The organism is Methylibium sp., from assembly GCF_013817365.1.
GTDB lineage: Bacteria > Pseudomonadota > Gammaproteobacteria > Burkholderiales > Burkholderiaceae_C > Methylibium.
Genome location: NZ_JACDCU010000035.1, coordinates 1 through 16010 on the forward strand (window position 1 = coordinate 1; position 16010 = coordinate 16010).

At 66.0% G+C, this 16010-nt stretch carries 15 protein-coding genes; 1 reads left to right on the top strand and 14 read right to left on the bottom strand.

Annotation, left to right across the window (positions count from 1 at the left end; genetic code table 11):
* Positions 1–119: 119 nt before the first annotated feature.
* The 14 genes from H0W38_RS04145 to apbC all read right to left on the bottom strand — a co-directional run bounded on the left by H0W38_RS04145 (position 120) and on the right by apbC (position 13843).
* Positions 120–995: a neutral zinc metallopeptidase gene (locus tag H0W38_RS04145; protein WP_292451465.1), complete on the bottom strand. Its 876-nt coding sequence runs from the start codon at positions 993–995 to the stop codon at positions 120–122.
* Positions 996–1026: 31 nt separating this feature from the next.
* Positions 1027–1596 (bottom strand): dCTP deaminase, encoded by a 570-nt coding sequence (gene dcd / locus H0W38_RS04150; protein ID WP_292451467.1) that lies wholly within the window; start codon positions 1594–1596, stop codon positions 1027–1029.
* Between the two features lie 99 nt (positions 1597–1695).
* Entirely contained in the window at positions 1696–2556 is an 861-nt protein-coding gene (locus H0W38_RS04155) for a formate dehydrogenase accessory sulfurtransferase FdhD (RefSeq protein WP_292451469.1), read from the bottom strand.
* Positions 2557–2703: 147 nt separating this feature from the next.
* Positions 2704–2979: a hypothetical protein gene (locus H0W38_RS04160; RefSeq protein WP_292451471.1), complete on the bottom strand. Its 276-nt coding sequence runs from the start codon at positions 2977–2979 to the stop codon at positions 2704–2706.
* Positions 2980–3062: 83 nt separating this feature from the next.
* Positions 3063–4184, bottom strand: a complete 1122-nt coding sequence (locus H0W38_RS04165; protein WP_292451473.1) for a formate dehydrogenase subunit gamma — start codon at positions 4182–4184, stop codon at positions 3063–3065.
* A 30-nt stretch (positions 4185–4214) separates the two neighbouring features.
* Positions 4215–4463 (bottom strand): hypothetical protein, encoded by a 249-nt coding sequence (locus tag H0W38_RS04170; protein ID WP_292451475.1) that lies wholly within the window; start codon positions 4461–4463, stop codon positions 4215–4217.
* Positions 4460–5104, bottom strand: coding sequence for a formate dehydrogenase FDH3 subunit beta (gene fdh3B, locus H0W38_RS04175; protein WP_292448864.1), 645 nt, complete (start codon positions 5102–5104; stop codon positions 4460–4462). Before fdh3B ends, H0W38_RS04170 begins: the two co-directional genes overlap by 4 nt.
* A gap of 31 nt (positions 5105–5135) precedes the next feature.
* Positions 5136–8102 carry a formate dehydrogenase subunit alpha gene (locus H0W38_RS04180; protein ID WP_292451477.1) on the bottom strand — a complete coding sequence of 989 codons (2967 nt, stop codon included), beginning with the start codon at positions 8100–8102 and terminating at the stop codon, positions 5136–5138.
* 12 nt (positions 8103–8114) lie between these two features.
* The gene (locus H0W38_RS04185) at positions 8115–8336 is read right to left on the bottom strand and encodes a formate dehydrogenase (RefSeq protein WP_292451479.1); all 222 of its coding nucleotides are present in this window, start codon (positions 8334–8336) and stop codon (positions 8115–8117) included.
* A 227-nt stretch (positions 8337–8563) separates the two neighbouring features.
* Positions 8564–9187: a molecular chaperone TorD family protein gene (locus H0W38_RS04190; RefSeq protein WP_292451481.1), complete on the bottom strand. Its 624-nt coding sequence runs from the start codon at positions 9185–9187 to the stop codon at positions 8564–8566.
* Positions 9188–9223: 36 nt separating this feature from the next.
* On the bottom strand, positions 9224–11482 hold the full coding sequence (locus H0W38_RS04195; protein WP_292451490.1) for a 4Fe-4S dicluster domain-containing protein: 2259 nt from the start codon (positions 11480–11482) through the stop codon (positions 9224–9226).
* Positions 11430–12233 carry a DUF3306 domain-containing protein gene (locus H0W38_RS04200; protein ID WP_292451483.1) on the bottom strand — a complete coding sequence of 268 codons (804 nt, stop codon included), beginning with the start codon at positions 12231–12233 and terminating at the stop codon, positions 11430–11432. The genes H0W38_RS04195 and H0W38_RS04200 overlap by 53 nt, the downstream gene beginning before the upstream one ends.
* The gene (locus tag H0W38_RS04205; protein WP_292451484.1) at positions 12230–12727 is read right to left on the bottom strand and encodes a DUF3305 domain-containing protein; all 498 of its coding nucleotides are present in this window, start codon (positions 12725–12727) and stop codon (positions 12230–12232) included. Before H0W38_RS04205 ends, H0W38_RS04200 begins: the two co-directional genes overlap by 4 nt.
* A 12-nt stretch (positions 12728–12739) precedes the next feature.
* Positions 12740–13843: an iron-sulfur cluster carrier protein ApbC gene (gene apbC / locus H0W38_RS04210; protein ID WP_292451486.1), complete on the bottom strand. Its 1104-nt coding sequence runs from the start codon at positions 13841–13843 to the stop codon at positions 12740–12742.
* Positions 13844–14085: 242 nt separating this feature from the next.
* Between apbC and metG the strand changes: the two genes are divergently transcribed.
* A partial coding sequence (metG, locus tag H0W38_RS04215) for a methionine--tRNA ligase (protein WP_292451488.1) occupies positions 14086–16010 on the top strand: 1925 nt, incomplete at its 3' end.

Below are 16010 nucleotides of genomic sequence, written 5' to 3' on the forward strand. Positions count from 1 at the left end.
CGGCTGAAGTCGACGTGCCGTACATGCCGGGTCTGTTCGAAACCTGAACCGCTCGGTTCAGGCTCTCGATTCGATTCAGCGGCGCCGCGCTACGCGCGTTCGTGCGTCCCGGCACGGGCTCACAAGCCGCGCACGTCGAAGGTGTTGCAGTCGGCCACGCTGCCGGTCTCGAAGCCACGCTGGAACCAATGCATGCGCTGCTTGCTGCTGCCATGGGTGAAGCTCTCCAGCACCACCTGCCCCTTCGAGCGCCGCTGCAGCGTGTCGTCCCCGATCTGCGCGGCGGCGTTCATCGCCTCCTCCAGGTCGCCCTGTTCCAGCCAGCCCTTGGCCTGCTGCGAATGGTGGGCCCAGATGCCGGCGAAGCAGTCGGCCTGCAGTTCCGTTCTCACGCTCAGCGCATTGGCCTGGACCTCGCTGCCGCTGCGCCGCGCGCCCTCGACCTTGGCGCTGATGCCGAGCAACTGCTGAACGTGGTGGCCGACCTCGTGCGCAATCACATAGGCCTGCGCGAAATCGCCCGGCGCGCCCAGGCGCTGTGCGAGCGTCTCGAAAAACTCGAGATCGATGTAGATTTTCTGGTCGCCAGGGCAGTAGAACGGGCCCATGGCACTCTGCCCGCTGCCGCAGGCGGTGGGCACCATGCCGCGAAACAGGGTGAGCTTGGGTGGCTGGTAAGCGGCATTGCCGGTTCGAAAGATCTTCGTCCAGACGTCTTCGGTGCTCCCCAGCACCACCGCCACGAACTGCGCCTGCGTGTCACCCGCGGGCGGCGCCGGCGGGGGGCCGGACACCTGCTCGCTGCCCGGCGCGCCGCCTTCGAGCAAGCCGAGCACCGTGAGCGGGTTGATGCCGAAGATCCAGCCCGCCACCAGCGCGACGACGATCGTGCCGACGCCGATGCCGCGTCCGCCGATCCCCGGCAGCCCGCCGCGCCCGCCCATCCCGCGGCGGTCTTCCACATTGCTGCTTTCGCGTTCGCCGCGCCACTTCATGAGGACCCCCTCCAGCGTGCCTGCCGATGCATCAGGTCTTGGGCAAGGTGACGCCGCGCTGGCCCTGGTACTTGCCGCCTCGGTCCTTATAACTGGTCTCGCAGACTTCGTCGCTTTCGAAGAACAGCACCTGGGCACAGCCCTCGCCCGCGTAGATCTTGGCCGGCAAGGGCGTGGTGTTGCTGAACTCGAGGGTCACGAAACCTTCCCACTCGGGTTCGAAGGGCGTGACGTTGACGATGATCCCGCAGCGCGCATAGGTGCTCTTGCCCAGGCAGATGGTCAGCACGTTGCGCGGAATGCGGAAGTACTCGAGCGTCCTCGCCAGCGCAAAGCTGTTGGGCGGGATAATGCACACGTCGGCGTTGATGTCGACAAAGCTTCTCTCGTCGAAGTTCTTCGGGTCCACCACCGTGCTGTAAATGTTGGTGAAGACCTTGAATTCCGGCGCGCAGCGGATGTCGTAGCCGTAGCTGCTGGTGCCGTAGCTCACGATCCTGTGGCCATCGGGGGCATGGCGCACCTGGCCTGGCTCGAAGGGCTCGATCATGCCGGTCTGCTCGACCATGCGGCGGATCCACTTGTCGCTCTTGATGCTCATCTCGGTCCCCGGGGCTCGCGCGATTGTAGGCAGCCACGGTGGCGTCTTGCGGGTGCTTTGGGCGCGCTTCGCATGCGCGGGCGAGCGGCCGGCGATCGATCAGGAGGCCTGCGTTGCCGGCGCGGGCCGAGCGATCTCCGGTTGCGAGTCGAAGCGCTCGAAACCGCTGTAGCAGATGAAGTGTCGATTGGTCGCGCGGCCGAACAGCGCCAGGCCGAGCTTGGTGGCCAGTTCGTGTCCCATCTGCGTGATGCCCGAGCGCGACACCACGATGGCCACGCCCATCTGCGCCGACTTGATCACCATCTCGCTCGTCAGGCGCCCGGTGGTATAGAAGATCTTGTCGCGGCCATCGATGCCCTGCAGCCACATCCAGCCGGCGATGGTGTCGATGGCGTTGTGACGGCCGACGTCCTCCACGAAGGTCAGCAGTTCGTCGCCGCGAAACAGCGCGCACCCGTGCACCGAGCCGGCCGACTTGTAGGTGCTCTCCTGGCGGCGCATCGCGTCCAGCAAACCGTAGAGCGTAGCCTGGTCGAGGCGGCCGGCCGGATCGGTCGGGCCGGCCAGATCGACACGGTCGAGTTCGTCCATCAGGTTGCCGAACACCGTGCCCTGCCCGCAGCCGGTGGTCACGACGCGCTTGGCGGTCTTCTTCTCGAAATCCGCCACGCCACGGCGGGTCTTCACCGCGGCGGCGGCGACATCCCAGTCGACCGTCACCGACTCGATGTCGTCGATGGCGTCGATCAGGCGCTGGTTGCGCAGGTAACCGATCACCAGCAACTCGGGCGCCGCACCCAAGGTCATCAGCGTGACCAGTTCGCGCCGGTCGACGAACACGGTCAGCGCCCGCTCGGCCGGGATCGAGATGCGTCGGCGCTGGCCGTGCTCGTCGAGCACCTCGACCTCCTGCGTCAGAGGGCTTCGAGCGTCGGTCAGGAAGATTTCAGGGGCCATCCGCGCACTCTACACAAGCGATGCCGCACCGCACTCGGGCGGCCGTAAAGCCGCAGCGAGAGTGATTCGCGCGGACGGTCACGCTCGTCGAGCGCACAAAAAGAACAAGCCGCCCGCAGGCGGCTTATGTGGCGCGAAGCCCGCGCTTCAGGACTTTTTGTCCGGTGCCGATGCCGGAGTGGCCGCGGCCGCCGGTGCCGCCGTCGGGGGGACGTAAGGCCCGGGATCGGTACAGGCTGCTCCCGCCGCGCCCGGCTTCACGTCCCGGCCGGCCTTGCTGGCATCGGCCTGGTAGCGCTCAGCAGTCTTTTCCTGCGATTTGCAAAGCTGATAGGCGCCAGCCTTGGCAGTCCAGGCCGCCTTGTCCTTGGCCTCGGCCGCCTTCGCCGCAGCCTCCGGGCTCGGAGCCGGCAGTTTGGCCATGGCGGCCCCGGCAAAGGCTGCGGCAATGAACAGGGCGCTGAGTCGAGGTGCACGCATCTGCGTTCTCCGTTGAGTCTTTAAAGTCACACCGCGGCCTGCGGTTTGCCTTCTGCCGGCGCACTCGCCGAGCGCTGGGCAGGGATCTTGCCGGCCTTGATATCGTTGTACCAATACTCGTGGTGCTCGCGCGCCCAGGTCTCGTCGACATAGCCGGTACGCATGGCCTTGTAGGCGCCCTTCATTCCGATCGTGCCGATGTAGATGTGGCCGAGAAACACGCACATCATCGCCACGGCGGCCACGCCATGGACCATGTTGGCGATCTGCATGTCGCCGCGCGTATACGCCATGCCGGGAATCAACTTGTCGAGCACCAGACCCGAGCCGATCACGATAAGTCCCAGGAACAACACGCCTCCCCAGAAAACCAGCTTTTCGCCGGCGTTGAAGCGCCCTGACGGCACCTCCTTTCCGGAAAGCATGCCGCCGCCCTTCTTGAGCCACGTGATGTCTTCCCTGCGAATCCAGTTGCTGCGCAGAAAGGTCAAGAACACGACGGTCAGCGAGACGGCAAACACCGGCCCGGCAAAGTTGTGCAGGTTCTTGAGTGCATAACTGAGCCAACCGAACAGCGTGCCACCCATGATGGGCAGTAAAAAGAACTTGCCGAAGGCCATCACGATGCCGGAGATCGCCAGGCTCACGAAAGCGATCGCGTTGGTCCAGTGGGCCGCGCGCTCGAAGTAGGTGAAACGCTCGATCACCCGGCCGCTTTCGGCGCCATGCAGACCGATCGCGCCCTTGGCTACGTAGAACAACCCGATAGCGACGACGACGATCAACAGCAGTGCACCACCATATGGAATGATCCAGGCGTTGCGCACCTGCCGCCAAGCCTCGCCGGCCGTGGTGAAACGCGAACCCGGATACTGCACGAACTCCTGGATCAGCACGCCTTTTTCGGCGCCCGGCAGGCTGCTGTAGCCGGGGTTCTCGCCCGACTCACGCACTCCGCGCCAGAACGGTGCGTTGTTGCCGGGCTGGCTCTGGGCGCGTTCGGCGTTCGTCTCATCGATCCGGGCGTCGTCGATCGCCAACGGTGTTGCAGGCGTTGCGCTCGGGGCGCCAGCGTCGTACTGGGCCGCAGCGGTATTGGCCAGCATCGCCAAAAAACAAGCGGCCAGCAACCTGGGGAGGGTTCTCATCGTGGCGGTCCTTAGGCGTTATCGCGCAATTCAACGGATACGCACGTACTCGTTCTGTCGCTGGCTGCGCTCCTTGAGCTGACGCTCCCAACTCGCGCGATCGCCCGCTTTCCATCCATCGGCCGTGAACTTGGCTTGAGCGCCGTCCCAGGCCTGGGTGTCGACCTTGCGTTCCGTCTGAGTACCCTGTTGCGGCTCTTCGCCACAGCCGGCCAAGCCGAGCGCCGCGACCGCGAACACCGCCGCACCCAGGCTCCGTCCGATCGTGAGGCCCTTCATGACTTGACGCCTTCCGCCTTGGACTGCGCACCGGGCTTGCCGTTCGCGCCGGCCGGCGGCTGGCCGTAGGCGGTGCCCCAGCCCCAGACCTCGGAGCCCTTGCCACGTTGCATCACGCGGGTGCGGAAGATGTCGGCCACCACGTCGCCGTCGCCGCCGAGCAGCGCCTTGGTCGAGCACATCTCGGCGCAGGCCGGAAGCTTCCCTTCGGCCAGGCGGTTGGTGCCGTACTTCTCGAACTCGGCTTCGGAGCCGTTGGCCTCCGGGCCGCCGGCGCAGAAGGTGCACTTGTCCATCTTGCCGCGCAGGCCGAAGGTGCCGTTGGTCGGGAACTGCGGCGCGCCGAAGGGGCAGGCGTAGGAGCAGTAGCCGCAACCGATGCAGGTGTCCTTGTCGTGCAGCACCACGCCGTCGTCGGTGCGGTAGAAGCAGTCGACCGGGCACACCGCCATGCAGGGCGCGTCGGAGCAATGCATGCAGGCCACCGAGATGCTGCGCTCGCCCGGGACGCCGTCGTTGAGCGTGACCACGCGCCGGCGGTTCACGCCCCAGGGCACTTCGTGCTCGGCCTTGCAGGCGGTGACGCAGCCGTTGCATTCGATGCAGCGCTCGGCGTCGCAGATGAATTTCATTCTTGCCATGTCGATCTCCGGATGTCTGGTTTTTTCGTGATCAGGCGGCGTACTTCTCGATCTGGCACAGCGAGGTCTTGGTCTCCTGCATCATCGTCACGCTGTCGTAGCCATACGTGGTCGCCGTGTTGACCGCCTCGCCACGCACCACCGGCATCGCGCCCGCCGGGTAGTACGGCGCCAGATCCACGCCCTGCCAGTGGCCGGAGAAGTGGAAGGGCAGGAATACCGTCTCGTGATTGACCCGCTCGGTCACGAGTGCCTTGACCTTCAGGCGCGCGCCGGTCGGCGACTTGACCCACACGTCGTCGCCGTTGCGGATGCCGCGGTCGTTGGCCGCGCGCGGATTGATCTCGACGAACATCTCCTGCTGCAACTCGGCCAGGTAGGGGTTCGAGCGCGTCTCCTCGCCGCCGCCTTCGTACTCGACCAGCCGTCCGCTGGTCATGATGAGCGGGAAGGCCTTGCCGATGTCCTTGTTCTTGTCCTGAATCGTCTTGAACAGGGTCGGCAGGCGCCAGAAGGCCTTCTTGTCGTCGTGCGTCGGGTACTTGGCGACGAGATCCGGGCGCGTCGAATAGAGCGGCTCGCGGTGCTGCGGCACAGGGTCGGGGAAATTCCAGACGAGCGCACGCGCTTTGGCATTGCCCCAGGGGTGGCAGTTGTGCGCCATCACCACGCGCTGGATGCCGCCCGACAGGTCGGTCTTCCAGTTCTTGCCTTCGGCTCCTTTCTTCTCGGCATCGGTCAGGTCGTCCCACCAGCCGAGTTTCTTCATCAGGACATGGTCGAACTCGGGATAGCCGGTGGTGATCTCGGCGTCCTTGCTGTGCGAGCCGTCCTCGGCCAAGAGGTTGACGCCGTCGCGCTCGACGCCGAAGTTGGCGCGGAAGTTGCCGCCGCCATCCATCATTGTCCGGGTGGTCATGTACAGGTTCGGCGAGCCCGGGTGCTTGATCTCGGGCGTGCCGTAGCACGGCCACGGCAGCCCGAAGTAGTCGCCGTCGAGCTTGTAGCCGGTCTCCTTGTCGATGCCGCCCTTGGCGCGCAAGGTCTTCACGTCGAACACATGCATGTTGCGCATGTGGGCCTTCAGGCGCTCCGGGCTCTGGCCGGTGTAGCCGATGGTCCAGTTGCTGCGGTTGATCTCGCGCAGCATCGACTCGGGCTCCGGCTCCATCATGCCGCCCTTGCCGGCGATCAGCTTCATGCTCTTGACCAGTTCCTTGCCGAAATTGAGCTTCTCGGCGAGCTGGTACATGATCATGTGGTCGGTGCGGCTCTCCCAAAGCGGCTCGATGACCTTCTCGCGCCATTGCAGCGAACGATTGGAGGCGGTGACCGATCCGCTGGTCTCGAACTGCGAGCACGCGGGCAGCAGATAGACCGCGCGGTTGGGGTTGAGCTCCTCGGGCTTGCCCGGCATCGCCGCCATGGCCGCCGTTGCCGAAGGGTAGGGATCGACCACGACCAGCAGGTCGAGCTTGTCCATCGCCTTCTTCATCTCGAGCCCGCGCGACTGCGAGTTCGGCGCATGGCCCCAGAAGAACAGGCCGCGCAGGTTGCTGTCCTGGTCGATCAGCTCGTTGTCTTCGAGCACGCCGTCGATCCAGCGCGAGACGGTCATGCCAGGCTTGGTCATCATGCCCGGCGCGTACTGCGCCTTGATCCACTCGTAGTCGAGGCCCCAGACCGTGGCGTAGTGCTTCCACGAACCTTCGGCCAAGCCGTAGTAGCCGGGCAGCGAGTCGGGATTGGGGCCGACGTCGGTGGCGCCCTGCACGTTGTCGTGGCCGCGGAAGATGTTAGCGCCGCCGCCCGACACACCGATGTTGCCGAGGGCCAGCTGCAGGATGCAGGAGGCCCGCACCATGGCGTTGCCGATCGAGTGCTGGGTCTGGCCCATGCACCACACGATGGTGCTGGGACGGTTCTTCGCCAGGGTTTCGGCGACCTTGTAGATCGTCGCCTCATCGACGCCGCAGGCCTCCTCGACCTTGTCCGGCGTCCACTTGGCCATCACGTCTTCACGGACCTTGTCCATGCCGTAGACGCGATCGTTGATGTACTGCTTGTCTTCCCAGCCGTTCTTGAAGATCTGGTGCAGCACGCCGAACAGGAAGGGAATGTCCGAGCCCGAGCGGATGCGCACGAAGTCGTCGGCCTTGGCGGCGGTGCGCGTGAAGCGCGGATCGACCACGATCATCTTGCAGCCGTTCTCCTTGGCATGCAGCATGTGCAGCAGCGACACCGGATGCGCCTCGGCAGCGTTGCTGCCGATGTACATCGCAGCCTTGCTGTTCTGCATGTCGTTGTAGGAGTTGGTCATCGCCCCGTAACCCCAGGTGTTGGCGACGCCCGCGACCGTGGTGGAGTGGCAGATGCGGGCCTGGTGGTCGCAGTTGTTGCTGCCCCACAGGCTCACCCACTTGCGCATCAGGTACGACTGCTCGTTGTTGTGCTTGCTCGAGCCGACGATGAACACCGAGTCCGGGCCGCTCGCCTTCTTGAGCTCCAGCATCTTGGCGCTGATCTCGTTGAGCGCCTGGTCCCAGGTGATGCGTTCGTACTTGCCGCCCACCAGCTTCATCGGGTACTTGAGGCGATATTCGCCGCGGCCGTGCTCGCGCAATGCCGCGCCCTTGGCGCAGTGGGCGCCCAGATTGATAGGCGAGTCGAACACCGGCTCCTGGCGGACCCACACGCCGTTCTCGACCACCGCATCGACCGCGCAGCCCACCGAACAGTGGCCGCACACCGTGCGCCGCACCGAAACCTGGCCGGCGCCGGCATCGGCCGCCTTGACCTCGTCAGCGGCCTGCGCCTTACGCATCAGCGTGAGCTGACCCGCGGCCAGACCGGCGCCCACGCCCAGGCCCGAGCGGCGCAGGAAGGCACGCCGGTCCATGGTGGGAATGGCGCGCGAAACGCCGCGCGACAGGCTGGAAACCAGCGAGGAAACAGGCGAGCCGAAGCCCGCTTCAGGCGACTTGCGCGTGAGCAACATAGGGCCTCCGGCTCAGACTTTGGTGGTTTGGTAGTAGCGCTGCACGTGCGCAGTGAGGCGGTAGCCCGACTGAGTGTCGGCCAGCGCCGCTCCGGCGGCCGAAACTTCCGTCGCCGCGGGCGCGACGGCGCTCAACTTGCCTGCGACAACGGCTGTAGCACCGGCGACGCCGGCACCGATCAGCAGGCCACGGCGCCCAACGGGCGCAGCGGAAGATTTGACGGTTTTGGTCATGGACATCTCCACAAGCTGGGGATTGAACTCTGCAATGCCTTGCATATGTATACATTCAAGCGCGCCGCTTACCTCGCGTCAATGGGGTTCGACCGTAGTTCGCTGCAATGGGCTGCGCGCTACACCCGCGCCGGGTCGTCCACCGGGCAGGCAGCCGGCTCAGACGACCTGCCGCCCCCTCGCTTCTCAAGACTCGCGGCCTTGACAAACCGCGCACTGGCGTCTGCTCACTCCAACAGGTCGAACGCCTGGCGCTCGACCGCGAAAAAATCACGCGCGAACAGCGCCGCATCGCGGTAGAAGTCCGCCCGCCCATGGCCGGCGATCTGTTCGCACAGGCGCTCAGTCCAGCCGGCGAGATGGTCCGAATGAAAGCGCTTTTGCGCCGCGAGCGAACCGAGCACAGGGTCGTCGCCGGCGATCAGAAAGCGCATGACTTCGCACAGGCTGGCGATGTGATCCTCGGTTTCCCCGGCCGAGTCGATTCGCTCGAGCCCCAGCGCGCGCAGGTCGTGGCGAAGCTGTACTAGCGGCTTGTCGTTGATCGCGCCGGCCAGGTGGAAGGAGCCGTACAGAAAGACCTCGGGCTTGCCGATGCCCTGAAACAAGGCGTCGTACTCGGTCGCGACCGTCTCCAGCGGCAAGCGCCGGGCGCTCGCCACCAGCGTGCCCCAGCTCGACTCGAGAAAGGCGCCGGGCGTGGGTGCCTCGGTCGGTGCCACGCGCAACTGCTCGTAAAAATCCGCGGCGGGTGCCGCGATAAACAGTTGCGCGAGCAGGCCGTAAACCTCGGCGCGTGCCAGCTCCTCGCGGTCGTCGGGGGTGCTGAACTGCAAAGGCTGCGGCTTCATGAACGAGGGGCTCCGGCGGATCGCTCGAGCGACGGCTCAAAAATCGGTGATGCGAACTTCATCGGGGTTCGTGTGCAGGTCGATGACGCGGCAATCGCCGCACATCTTCAGGCGCTCGAGCGCCGCGCCCTGAAACATCGAGTGGCCGGCCAGCTTGCCGAGCATCGCCTCGATCGCCCCCTGCGTGCCGAAGGGCTTGCCGCACTTGACGCACGACCAGGGCTGCATCTCGTGCAGCACGCGCGGCTGCTTGCGCGCCTTGCCGCCATCGGCCAGCCACAGGCGAGGGTCCAGGGCCAGTGCGTTCTCAGGGCAGGTGCCCACGCACAGGCCGCACTGCACGCAGTTCTTTTCGGTGAACTTGAGCTGCGGACGATCGGGGTTGTCGCCGAGCGCGCTCTCCGGACAGGCGCCCACGCAGCTCAGGCACATCGTGCATTTGGCGGTGTCGATGCGCAGGCTGCCGAACGGCGAGGCGGCGGGCAAGGCGATGGCCTCGGCCTTTTGCGGCGCCTGGGCCAGGAGATGGTCGATGGCCAGCTCGAGGGTGGCGCGCTTGTCCGCCTGCACTGCGAAGGCGGCTGGTTGGGAAACGGTCTGCCCTGCTCCGGTCGGCGCCTCGTTGAGCGCAGCGTCGAGTGCAGCCACGTCGCTGGCGGTGACGAGCTGCAGGTGCCGGCCGCTGTAGCCCAGGCCGGCGAGGATGGCCTGACCGACGCCGAGCTGGGCGGCGACCGCCTCGCGGTAGGCCGGCGCTTCCTCGTCGGTCATCAGCACCCAGACGGCCGAAGCGCCGTAGGCGACCGCGGCGAGCCAGAGGTCGAGGCCGACCGAGGCGGTGTGGAATAGATCGACCGGCATCACATGCGCCGGCACGCCACGCACCGTGGCTGCCGGACTCTGTGCTCGCGACGCCGCGCCGCCGGGAAGGCCCAGACGCGCCAGCACCGACGCCGCCGTGCCGGTACGCGCCGGCACCGCAACCTGCGCGCCCGAAGCCCCTGGTCGACGCTCTCCAACGCGCGCCGCGCGGCCGAGTGCGCCGATCAGCTCCGCCCCGGCGCCCTGGCTGTGCAGCAGCAGCACAGGGCCGCCTGCGAGCGTCAAGCCGCCAGCCTTGCGGTAGGTACCGAGCAAAGTGCGCAGGCGCTGGCCCAGGTGCGCAGGGCCGGGTGTGGCGTAGGTCAGCGCGCCGCTCGGACACACGGTGGTGCAGGCACCGCAGCCTACGCACAGGTTCGGGTTGACGGCGATGCCGCCCTTCTCCGGGCCGTTCTCGGTGCGACGGCTGCTGATCGCCTGGGCCGAGCAGACGTCGATGCAGGCCGTGCAGCCTTCGCGCTCGTTGCGGCTGTGGGCGCAGAGCTTTTGCTTGTAGTTGAAGAACTTGGGTTTCTCGAATTCGCCGACCAGCTCGCGCAACTGGAGCACCGCGTCGATCAGCGACGCCTCGCCCCGGGCCGGATCGACACGGAAATAGCCCTGTGGCGGCTGGTGCAGCGTGATCAGCGCGTCGGTGCCGAGATCGAGCACCAGGTCGTAGCGCTCGGTGGTCTGGCTGGGAGCGCGGCTGAAATCGATGGCGCCGGCCGCGTCGCACACGCGCACGCAGTCGCGGTGGCTCTTGCACATCGCCAGGTCGATCTGGTAGCTGAAGTCGATCGCGGCTTCCGGGCAGGCGTCGATGCAGGCATTGCAGCGCGTGCACAGGTCCAGGTCGATCGGATTGCCCGATTCCCAGCTCACCTCGAAGGCGCCGAGCCAGCCTTCGATCTTCGTGACCCGACCGGCCGCCACCGGCAGCGTGCGCACCTGCGGCAGCGTGCCGCCAGAGACATCGAGCAGGAGCGAGACATCGAGCTTGTCCTGCAGCATTTGCGCCGCACGCTGGGCGGCGTCGGCCGAACCGACGACGAGCAGGCGCCCGCCCGATCGGTAGCTCACGAAAGGCACCGGCTCGGGCTCGGGCAGCTGCGCCGCGGCGATCAGCGCGGCGATCTTGGGCGTGAGCGAGGCAGGCGCGGCCTTGGCGGCGCTGCTCCAGCCGGCTGTCTCGCGGATGTTGACGAAGCGGATCGGCCGCTCCAGCACGCTGGGCGCGCCCTCGGTCTCGCCATTGAGTTCGAGAAAGAGGCGCTGCTCCTGGGTGCAGGCGACGAGCAGATCCTCGCCCGATTTGGCCGCGCGCTGGAAAGCGCCGGCCTCGCGGCGGCACAGCAGCGTGTGAACGGTCTCGAGACCGTCAGCCGCGCTCGCGCCCAGCGCCGATTTCAGCGCCGGGCCGTCGAGCGGCATCGTCTGGTTGCAGTTGCAGATCAGGGTCTTCATGGGTGTCGTGGGGCACGGTCGCGGCAGGGGCTGTCGGGTCCGCTGCCTGGGTAGATGCGGGGGAAAGAGCCGGGTCTTCGGCCAAAGCCTCGGCGGGTTCGGGCGCCGCCGCCAGCGAGTCACCGGCGGGCCCGCAGACGGCTGCTTGCGAACCGGTTGCAGCCAGGCGTTCGGCTTCCAGCGCCTCGGCGGCTTCTTCCTCGGCGAACAGTCCGAGAAACTTCGACTGGTTCATCTTGCGCAGCATCGCCATCGGGATCGGGTCGGGCTTGCCGTAGTCGTCGATGTACACATCGAGCCCGTCCATGATGTTGTAGCGCGGGTCGGTGAACAGCTTCTTGACGGCGGCCCGCTTGACGTTCTCGTCGACGCCGAAGGCGACGAAGCGCGAGATCTCGTCGCCCGGCACGAGCGCGACGACATCCTCGAGCGTCGGCGCAGGCGGCGCAGGCGGCGCCGACGCGGCTTGCGCAGAAGGCTCAAGAGCCGTCGGACCCAACAGCGCCGTGCCGGCGCCTTGTTCATGACCGGCGTCGATCGAAGCGCGTGCCACCACCGGTGCTGATACCGGGTGGGCAACGCGCTCGGACTCGGGCGAGAGCACCGGCGTCGGCTCGAGCGTCGCCGGCACAGGGCCCGGTGCGCCGCCATCCGGCCGGCCGGTCTTCACGTCGGCCTTGCGCCGCGACCATCGTGAGAGAAAGTTGTCGTCGCTCATCGCTGCTGGGGAGCCTTGAAGGACGCGGGGCGGCGTCGCTGCTTGACCTCGGGCCGGTAGTGTTCGTCGGTGTACGCCTGCAGCCAGGCCGCGGTCTCGGCCGGTAACGGCAGGTTGTCGACGCGCTCCTGCGCGTCCAGCCAGCGGCCGGCCTCGTTGTAGGACACGCTCACGATCTCGGGCGTGGCCACGGGCGGGTCGGTCTCACCGATGCGCCACACCACGAACCACACCGGCGAGCCCGAGGTGAGGTTGAGGTAGTAGCCCTCGCACTCGTCGCGGTACAGCGCCACGGTGAACCCGGGGTACAGCCAGCGCGCCGTCTTGCCGTCGTCGCGCAGCAGGCGCGGCTCGCGGCCGAAGGCCGGCTCGTCGGGCAGTACCTCGACGATGCGAAAACGCCAGTCTTCCCAGCGGTTCGGCTTGGCCTCGCGTTCCACCACCACCGCCACCGAGACGGCGGGTCGCACCGCAGCGCGCTCGCCTGATTGCATGGTGTCTCTCGCTCAGGTCGTCTTGGAAATGGAAATCGTCGGGAACTTGGCCGAATAATCTTTGGCCTTCTCGGCGATCTTCACCGCCACCTTGCGCGCGACTGTCTTGTAGAGCGCGGCGATCTCGCCGTCGGGGTCGCTCACCACGCTGGGCCGGCCGGCATCGGCCTGCTCGCGGATGGCCATGCTCAGCGGCAGGCCGCCCAGGTACTCGACCCCGTACTCCGTGCTCATCTTCTTGCCGCCTTCAGAGCCGAAGATATGCTCCTGGTGGCCGCAGTTCGTACAGATGTGAACCGCCATGTTCTCGACCACGCCGAGGATCGGCACGCCGACCTTCTCGAACATCTTCAGGCCCTTGCGGGCATCCAGCAACGCGATATCCTGCGGTGTGGTGACGATGATCGCGCCGGTGAGCGGCACGCGCTGGCTGAGCGTGAGCTGGATGTCGCCGGTGCCAGGCGGCATGTCGACGATGAGGTAGTCGAGATCACGCCAGTTGGTCTGCTTGAGCATCTGCTCGAGCGCCTGCGTGGCCATGGGGCCGCGCCAGATCATCGGGTCGCCGGAATCGACCAGAAAGCCGATCGACATGACCTGCACGCCGTAGTTTTCCATCGGCTCCATGCTCTGGCCATCGGCGCTTTCGGGACGGCCTTCGATGCCCAGCATCATGGGCTGGCTGGGGCCGTAGATGTCGGCGTCGAGCATGCCGACCGAGGCGCCCTCGGCGGCCAGCGCCAGGGCCAGGTTCACAGCGGTCGTGCTCTTGCCGACGCCGCCCTTGCCCGAGGCTACCGCGATGATGTTCTTCACGTTGGGCATCAATTGCACGCCGCGCTGAACGGCATGCGGGATGACCTTGGTGGCGATGTTGACGCTGACGTTTTCCACACCCGCGAGCTGGCGCGTCGCCGCGATCAGCGCCTTGCGCAGCGTCGCGATCTGGCTCTTGGCGGGGTAGCCGAGTTCGACGTCGAAGGCGACGTCGCCGCCCTCGACGCGCAGGTTCTTCACCTGCCGCGTCGACACGAAATCGCGGCCGGTGTTTGGGTCGATGACGCTCTTCAGCGCATCGAGCACGGCGCTATCGGTCAATGCGGGAGACGGGGACATGGGAGCGATGCAGGTGTTGCAAAAGAGCTCACGAGTCTATCCGAGCGCTTCATCGCGAGCCGGCATTGCGTGGCTGTGCCAGCCCCGTGAAGGGGAGGGAAATCCAGTAGCTTCGCAGCCTCGCAACGGCGCTGCAACGAGCCGCCAGCCGCCGTCCTGCAAGGCGATGCGCCACAAGTGCACACCTACAATCGAAGTGGGCACTGCCTCATTCCCGGCCCCAACTTCCGGTCTTATCGCACATGCCGCGCCAGCTCTTCGTCACCACTGCCCTGCCCTACGCCAACGGGCCGTTCCACATCGGCCACATGATGGAGTACATCCAGGCCGATATCTGGGTGAGTTTTCAACGGATGCAGGGCCACGCGGTGCACTTCGTCGGCGCCGACGATGCGCACGGCGCGCCGATCATGATCGCGGCGGAGAAGGCCGGCAAGACGCCGCAGCAGTTCGTGGCCGACATCGCGGCGGGCCGCAAGCCGTATCTCGACGGCTTTCACATCGGCTTCGACCACTGGCACTCGACCGACGCGCCCGAGAACCACCAGCTCGCCCAGGACACCTACCGCGCACTGCGCAGGAACGGGCTGATCTTCACGCGTGACGTCGAGCAGTTCTTCGATCCGGTCAAGGGCATGTTCCTGCCCGACCGCTACATCAAGGGCGAATGCCCGAAGTGCGGCGCGAAGAATCAGTACGGCGACTCCTGCGAAGTCTGCGGCGCGGTCTACGCGCCGACCGAGCTCAAGCACCCGTACTCCACGCTCACCGGCGCTACGCCAGTGAGAAAGAGCAGCGAGCACCATTTCTTCCAGCTCAGCTCCTCGCGCTGCATCGAGTTCCTGCAGGAATGGACGATCGGAGCCGGACAGGACGGCTCGCCGCGGCTGCAGGCCGAGGTGCTCAACAAGATCAAGGAATGGTTCACCTTCGACGAGTTCGGCCACGGCGGCCTGGCCGACTGGGACATTTCGCGCGACGCGCCCTATTTCGGCATCGAGATTCCCGACGCGCCGGGCAAGTACTTCTACGTGTGGCTCGACGCGCCGATCGGCTACTTGGCTTCGCTCAAGAGCTATTTCGATTCGGGCAAGGCCCGCGAGCGCGGCGAGGCGCGCACCTTCGACGAGTTCATGGCCGATCCGGCGACGGAGCAGGTGCATTTCATCGGCAAGGACATCACTTACTTCCACACGCTGTTCTGGCCGGCGATGCTGCACTTCAGCGGCCGCAGGACGCCCGACCATGTGTTCGTGCACGGCTTCATCACAGTCAGCGGCGAGAAGATGAGCAAGAGCCGCGGCACCGGCATCGATCCGCTGCGCTATCTGGAACTCGGGCTCAATCCCGAATGGCTGCGCTACTACCTGGCGGCCAAGCTGAACGGCAAGGTGGAGGATGTCGATTTCAACCCGGACGATTTCGTGGCGCGGGTGAACAGCGACTTGGTCGGCAAGTACGTGAATATCGCCAGCCGGGCGGCGGGTTTTATTGGAAAACGCTTCGAAGGCCGACTTGCCAAGTATCAGCATGGCGGCGCAGATTCACGTAGTTGGGCGGCTTCATTAGAAGGCGATGTGATCGAGTCGATCCGCAATGACGCGGTGAAGATTAAGGCTTGCTTCGATGAGCGCAAATTTTCGGAAGCAGTTCGACTCATCGCTCAAGCTGCGGACCTGTTGAACGCTAATTTCGACGACAAACGTCCTTGGGCGCTAGCGAAACTCGATGACAACCAGTCGCGTGATCGACTGCACTGGATATGCACGGTCACACTGGAAGGCTTCCGACTTCTTACTGCATTTTTGAAACCTATCCTCCCTGAAACAGCGCGGCGCGTTGAAGAGTTTCTTCGGATCGAGCCACTCGAATGGGGCAGCTTGATGACTGATCTACCGAGCGAGCACTTGATTGGCAGCTACGAGCACCTTTTGCAGCGCGTCGACCCTGGGCTCGTCGATGCGCTATTTGAAGCGCCGGCAGAGACCGCTGCCCCTGCGACAACCGTTGCGAAAAGCGGCAACGGCGCCCCGGCCACGGCCGTGCTGCCCGGCGGCGAAGCGCTCGCACCCACCATCGCCATCGAAGACTTCGCCAAGATCGACCTGCGGCTGGCCCTCATCGTGGATGCCGCGCGAGTCGAGGGCAGCACCAAGCTCCTGAAGCT

Excerpts from the sequence above, each read along its gene's own strand:
- H0W38_RS04145 (WP_292451465.1), bottom strand. The coding sequence starts at position 995 with ATGAAGTGGCGCGGCGAACGCGAAAGCAGCAATGTGGAAGACCGCCGC.
- dcd (WP_292451467.1), bottom strand. The coding sequence starts at position 1,596 with ATGAGCATCAAGAGCGACAAGTGGATCCGCCGCATGGTCGAGCAGACC.
- H0W38_RS04155 (WP_292451469.1), bottom strand. The coding sequence starts at position 2,556 with ATGGCCCCTGAAATCTTCCTGACCGACGCTCGAAGCCCTCTGACGCAG.
- H0W38_RS04160 (WP_292451471.1), bottom strand. The coding sequence starts at position 2,979 with ATGGCCAAACTGCCGGCTCCGAGCCCGGAGGCTGCGGCGAAGGCGGCC.
- H0W38_RS04165 (WP_292451473.1), bottom strand. The coding sequence starts at position 4,184 with ATGAGAACCCTCCCCAGGTTGCTGGCCGCTTGTTTTTTGGCGATGCTG.
- H0W38_RS04170 (WP_292451475.1), bottom strand. The coding sequence starts at position 4,463 with ATGAAGGGCCTCACGATCGGACGGAGCCTGGGTGCGGCGGTGTTCGCG.
- fdh3B (WP_292448864.1), bottom strand. The coding sequence starts at position 5,104 with ATGGCAAGAATGAAATTCATCTGCGACGCCGAGCGCTGCATCGAATGC.
- H0W38_RS04180 (WP_292451477.1), bottom strand. The coding sequence starts at position 8,102 with ATGTTGCTCACGCGCAAGTCGCCTGAAGCGGGCTTCGGCTCGCCTGTT.
- H0W38_RS04185 (WP_292451479.1), bottom strand. The coding sequence starts at position 8,336 with ATGACCAAAACCGTCAAATCTTCCGCTGCGCCCGTTGGGCGCCGTGGC.
- H0W38_RS04190 (WP_292451481.1), bottom strand. The coding sequence starts at position 9,187 with ATGAAGCCGCAGCCTTTGCAGTTCAGCACCCCCGACGACCGCGAGGAG.
- H0W38_RS04195 (WP_292451490.1), bottom strand. The coding sequence starts at position 11,482 with ATGCCGCTCGACGGCCCGGCGCTGAAATCGGCGCTGGGCGCGAGCGCG.
- H0W38_RS04200 (WP_292451483.1), bottom strand. The coding sequence starts at position 12,233 with ATGAGCGACGACAACTTTCTCTCACGATGGTCGCGGCGCAAGGCCGAC.
- H0W38_RS04205 (WP_292451484.1), bottom strand. The coding sequence starts at position 12,727 with ATGCAATCAGGCGAGCGCGCTGCGGTGCGACCCGCCGTCTCGGTGGCG.
- apbC (WP_292451486.1), bottom strand. The coding sequence starts at position 13,843 with ATGTCCCCGTCTCCCGCATTGACCGATAGCGCCGTGCTCGATGCGCTG.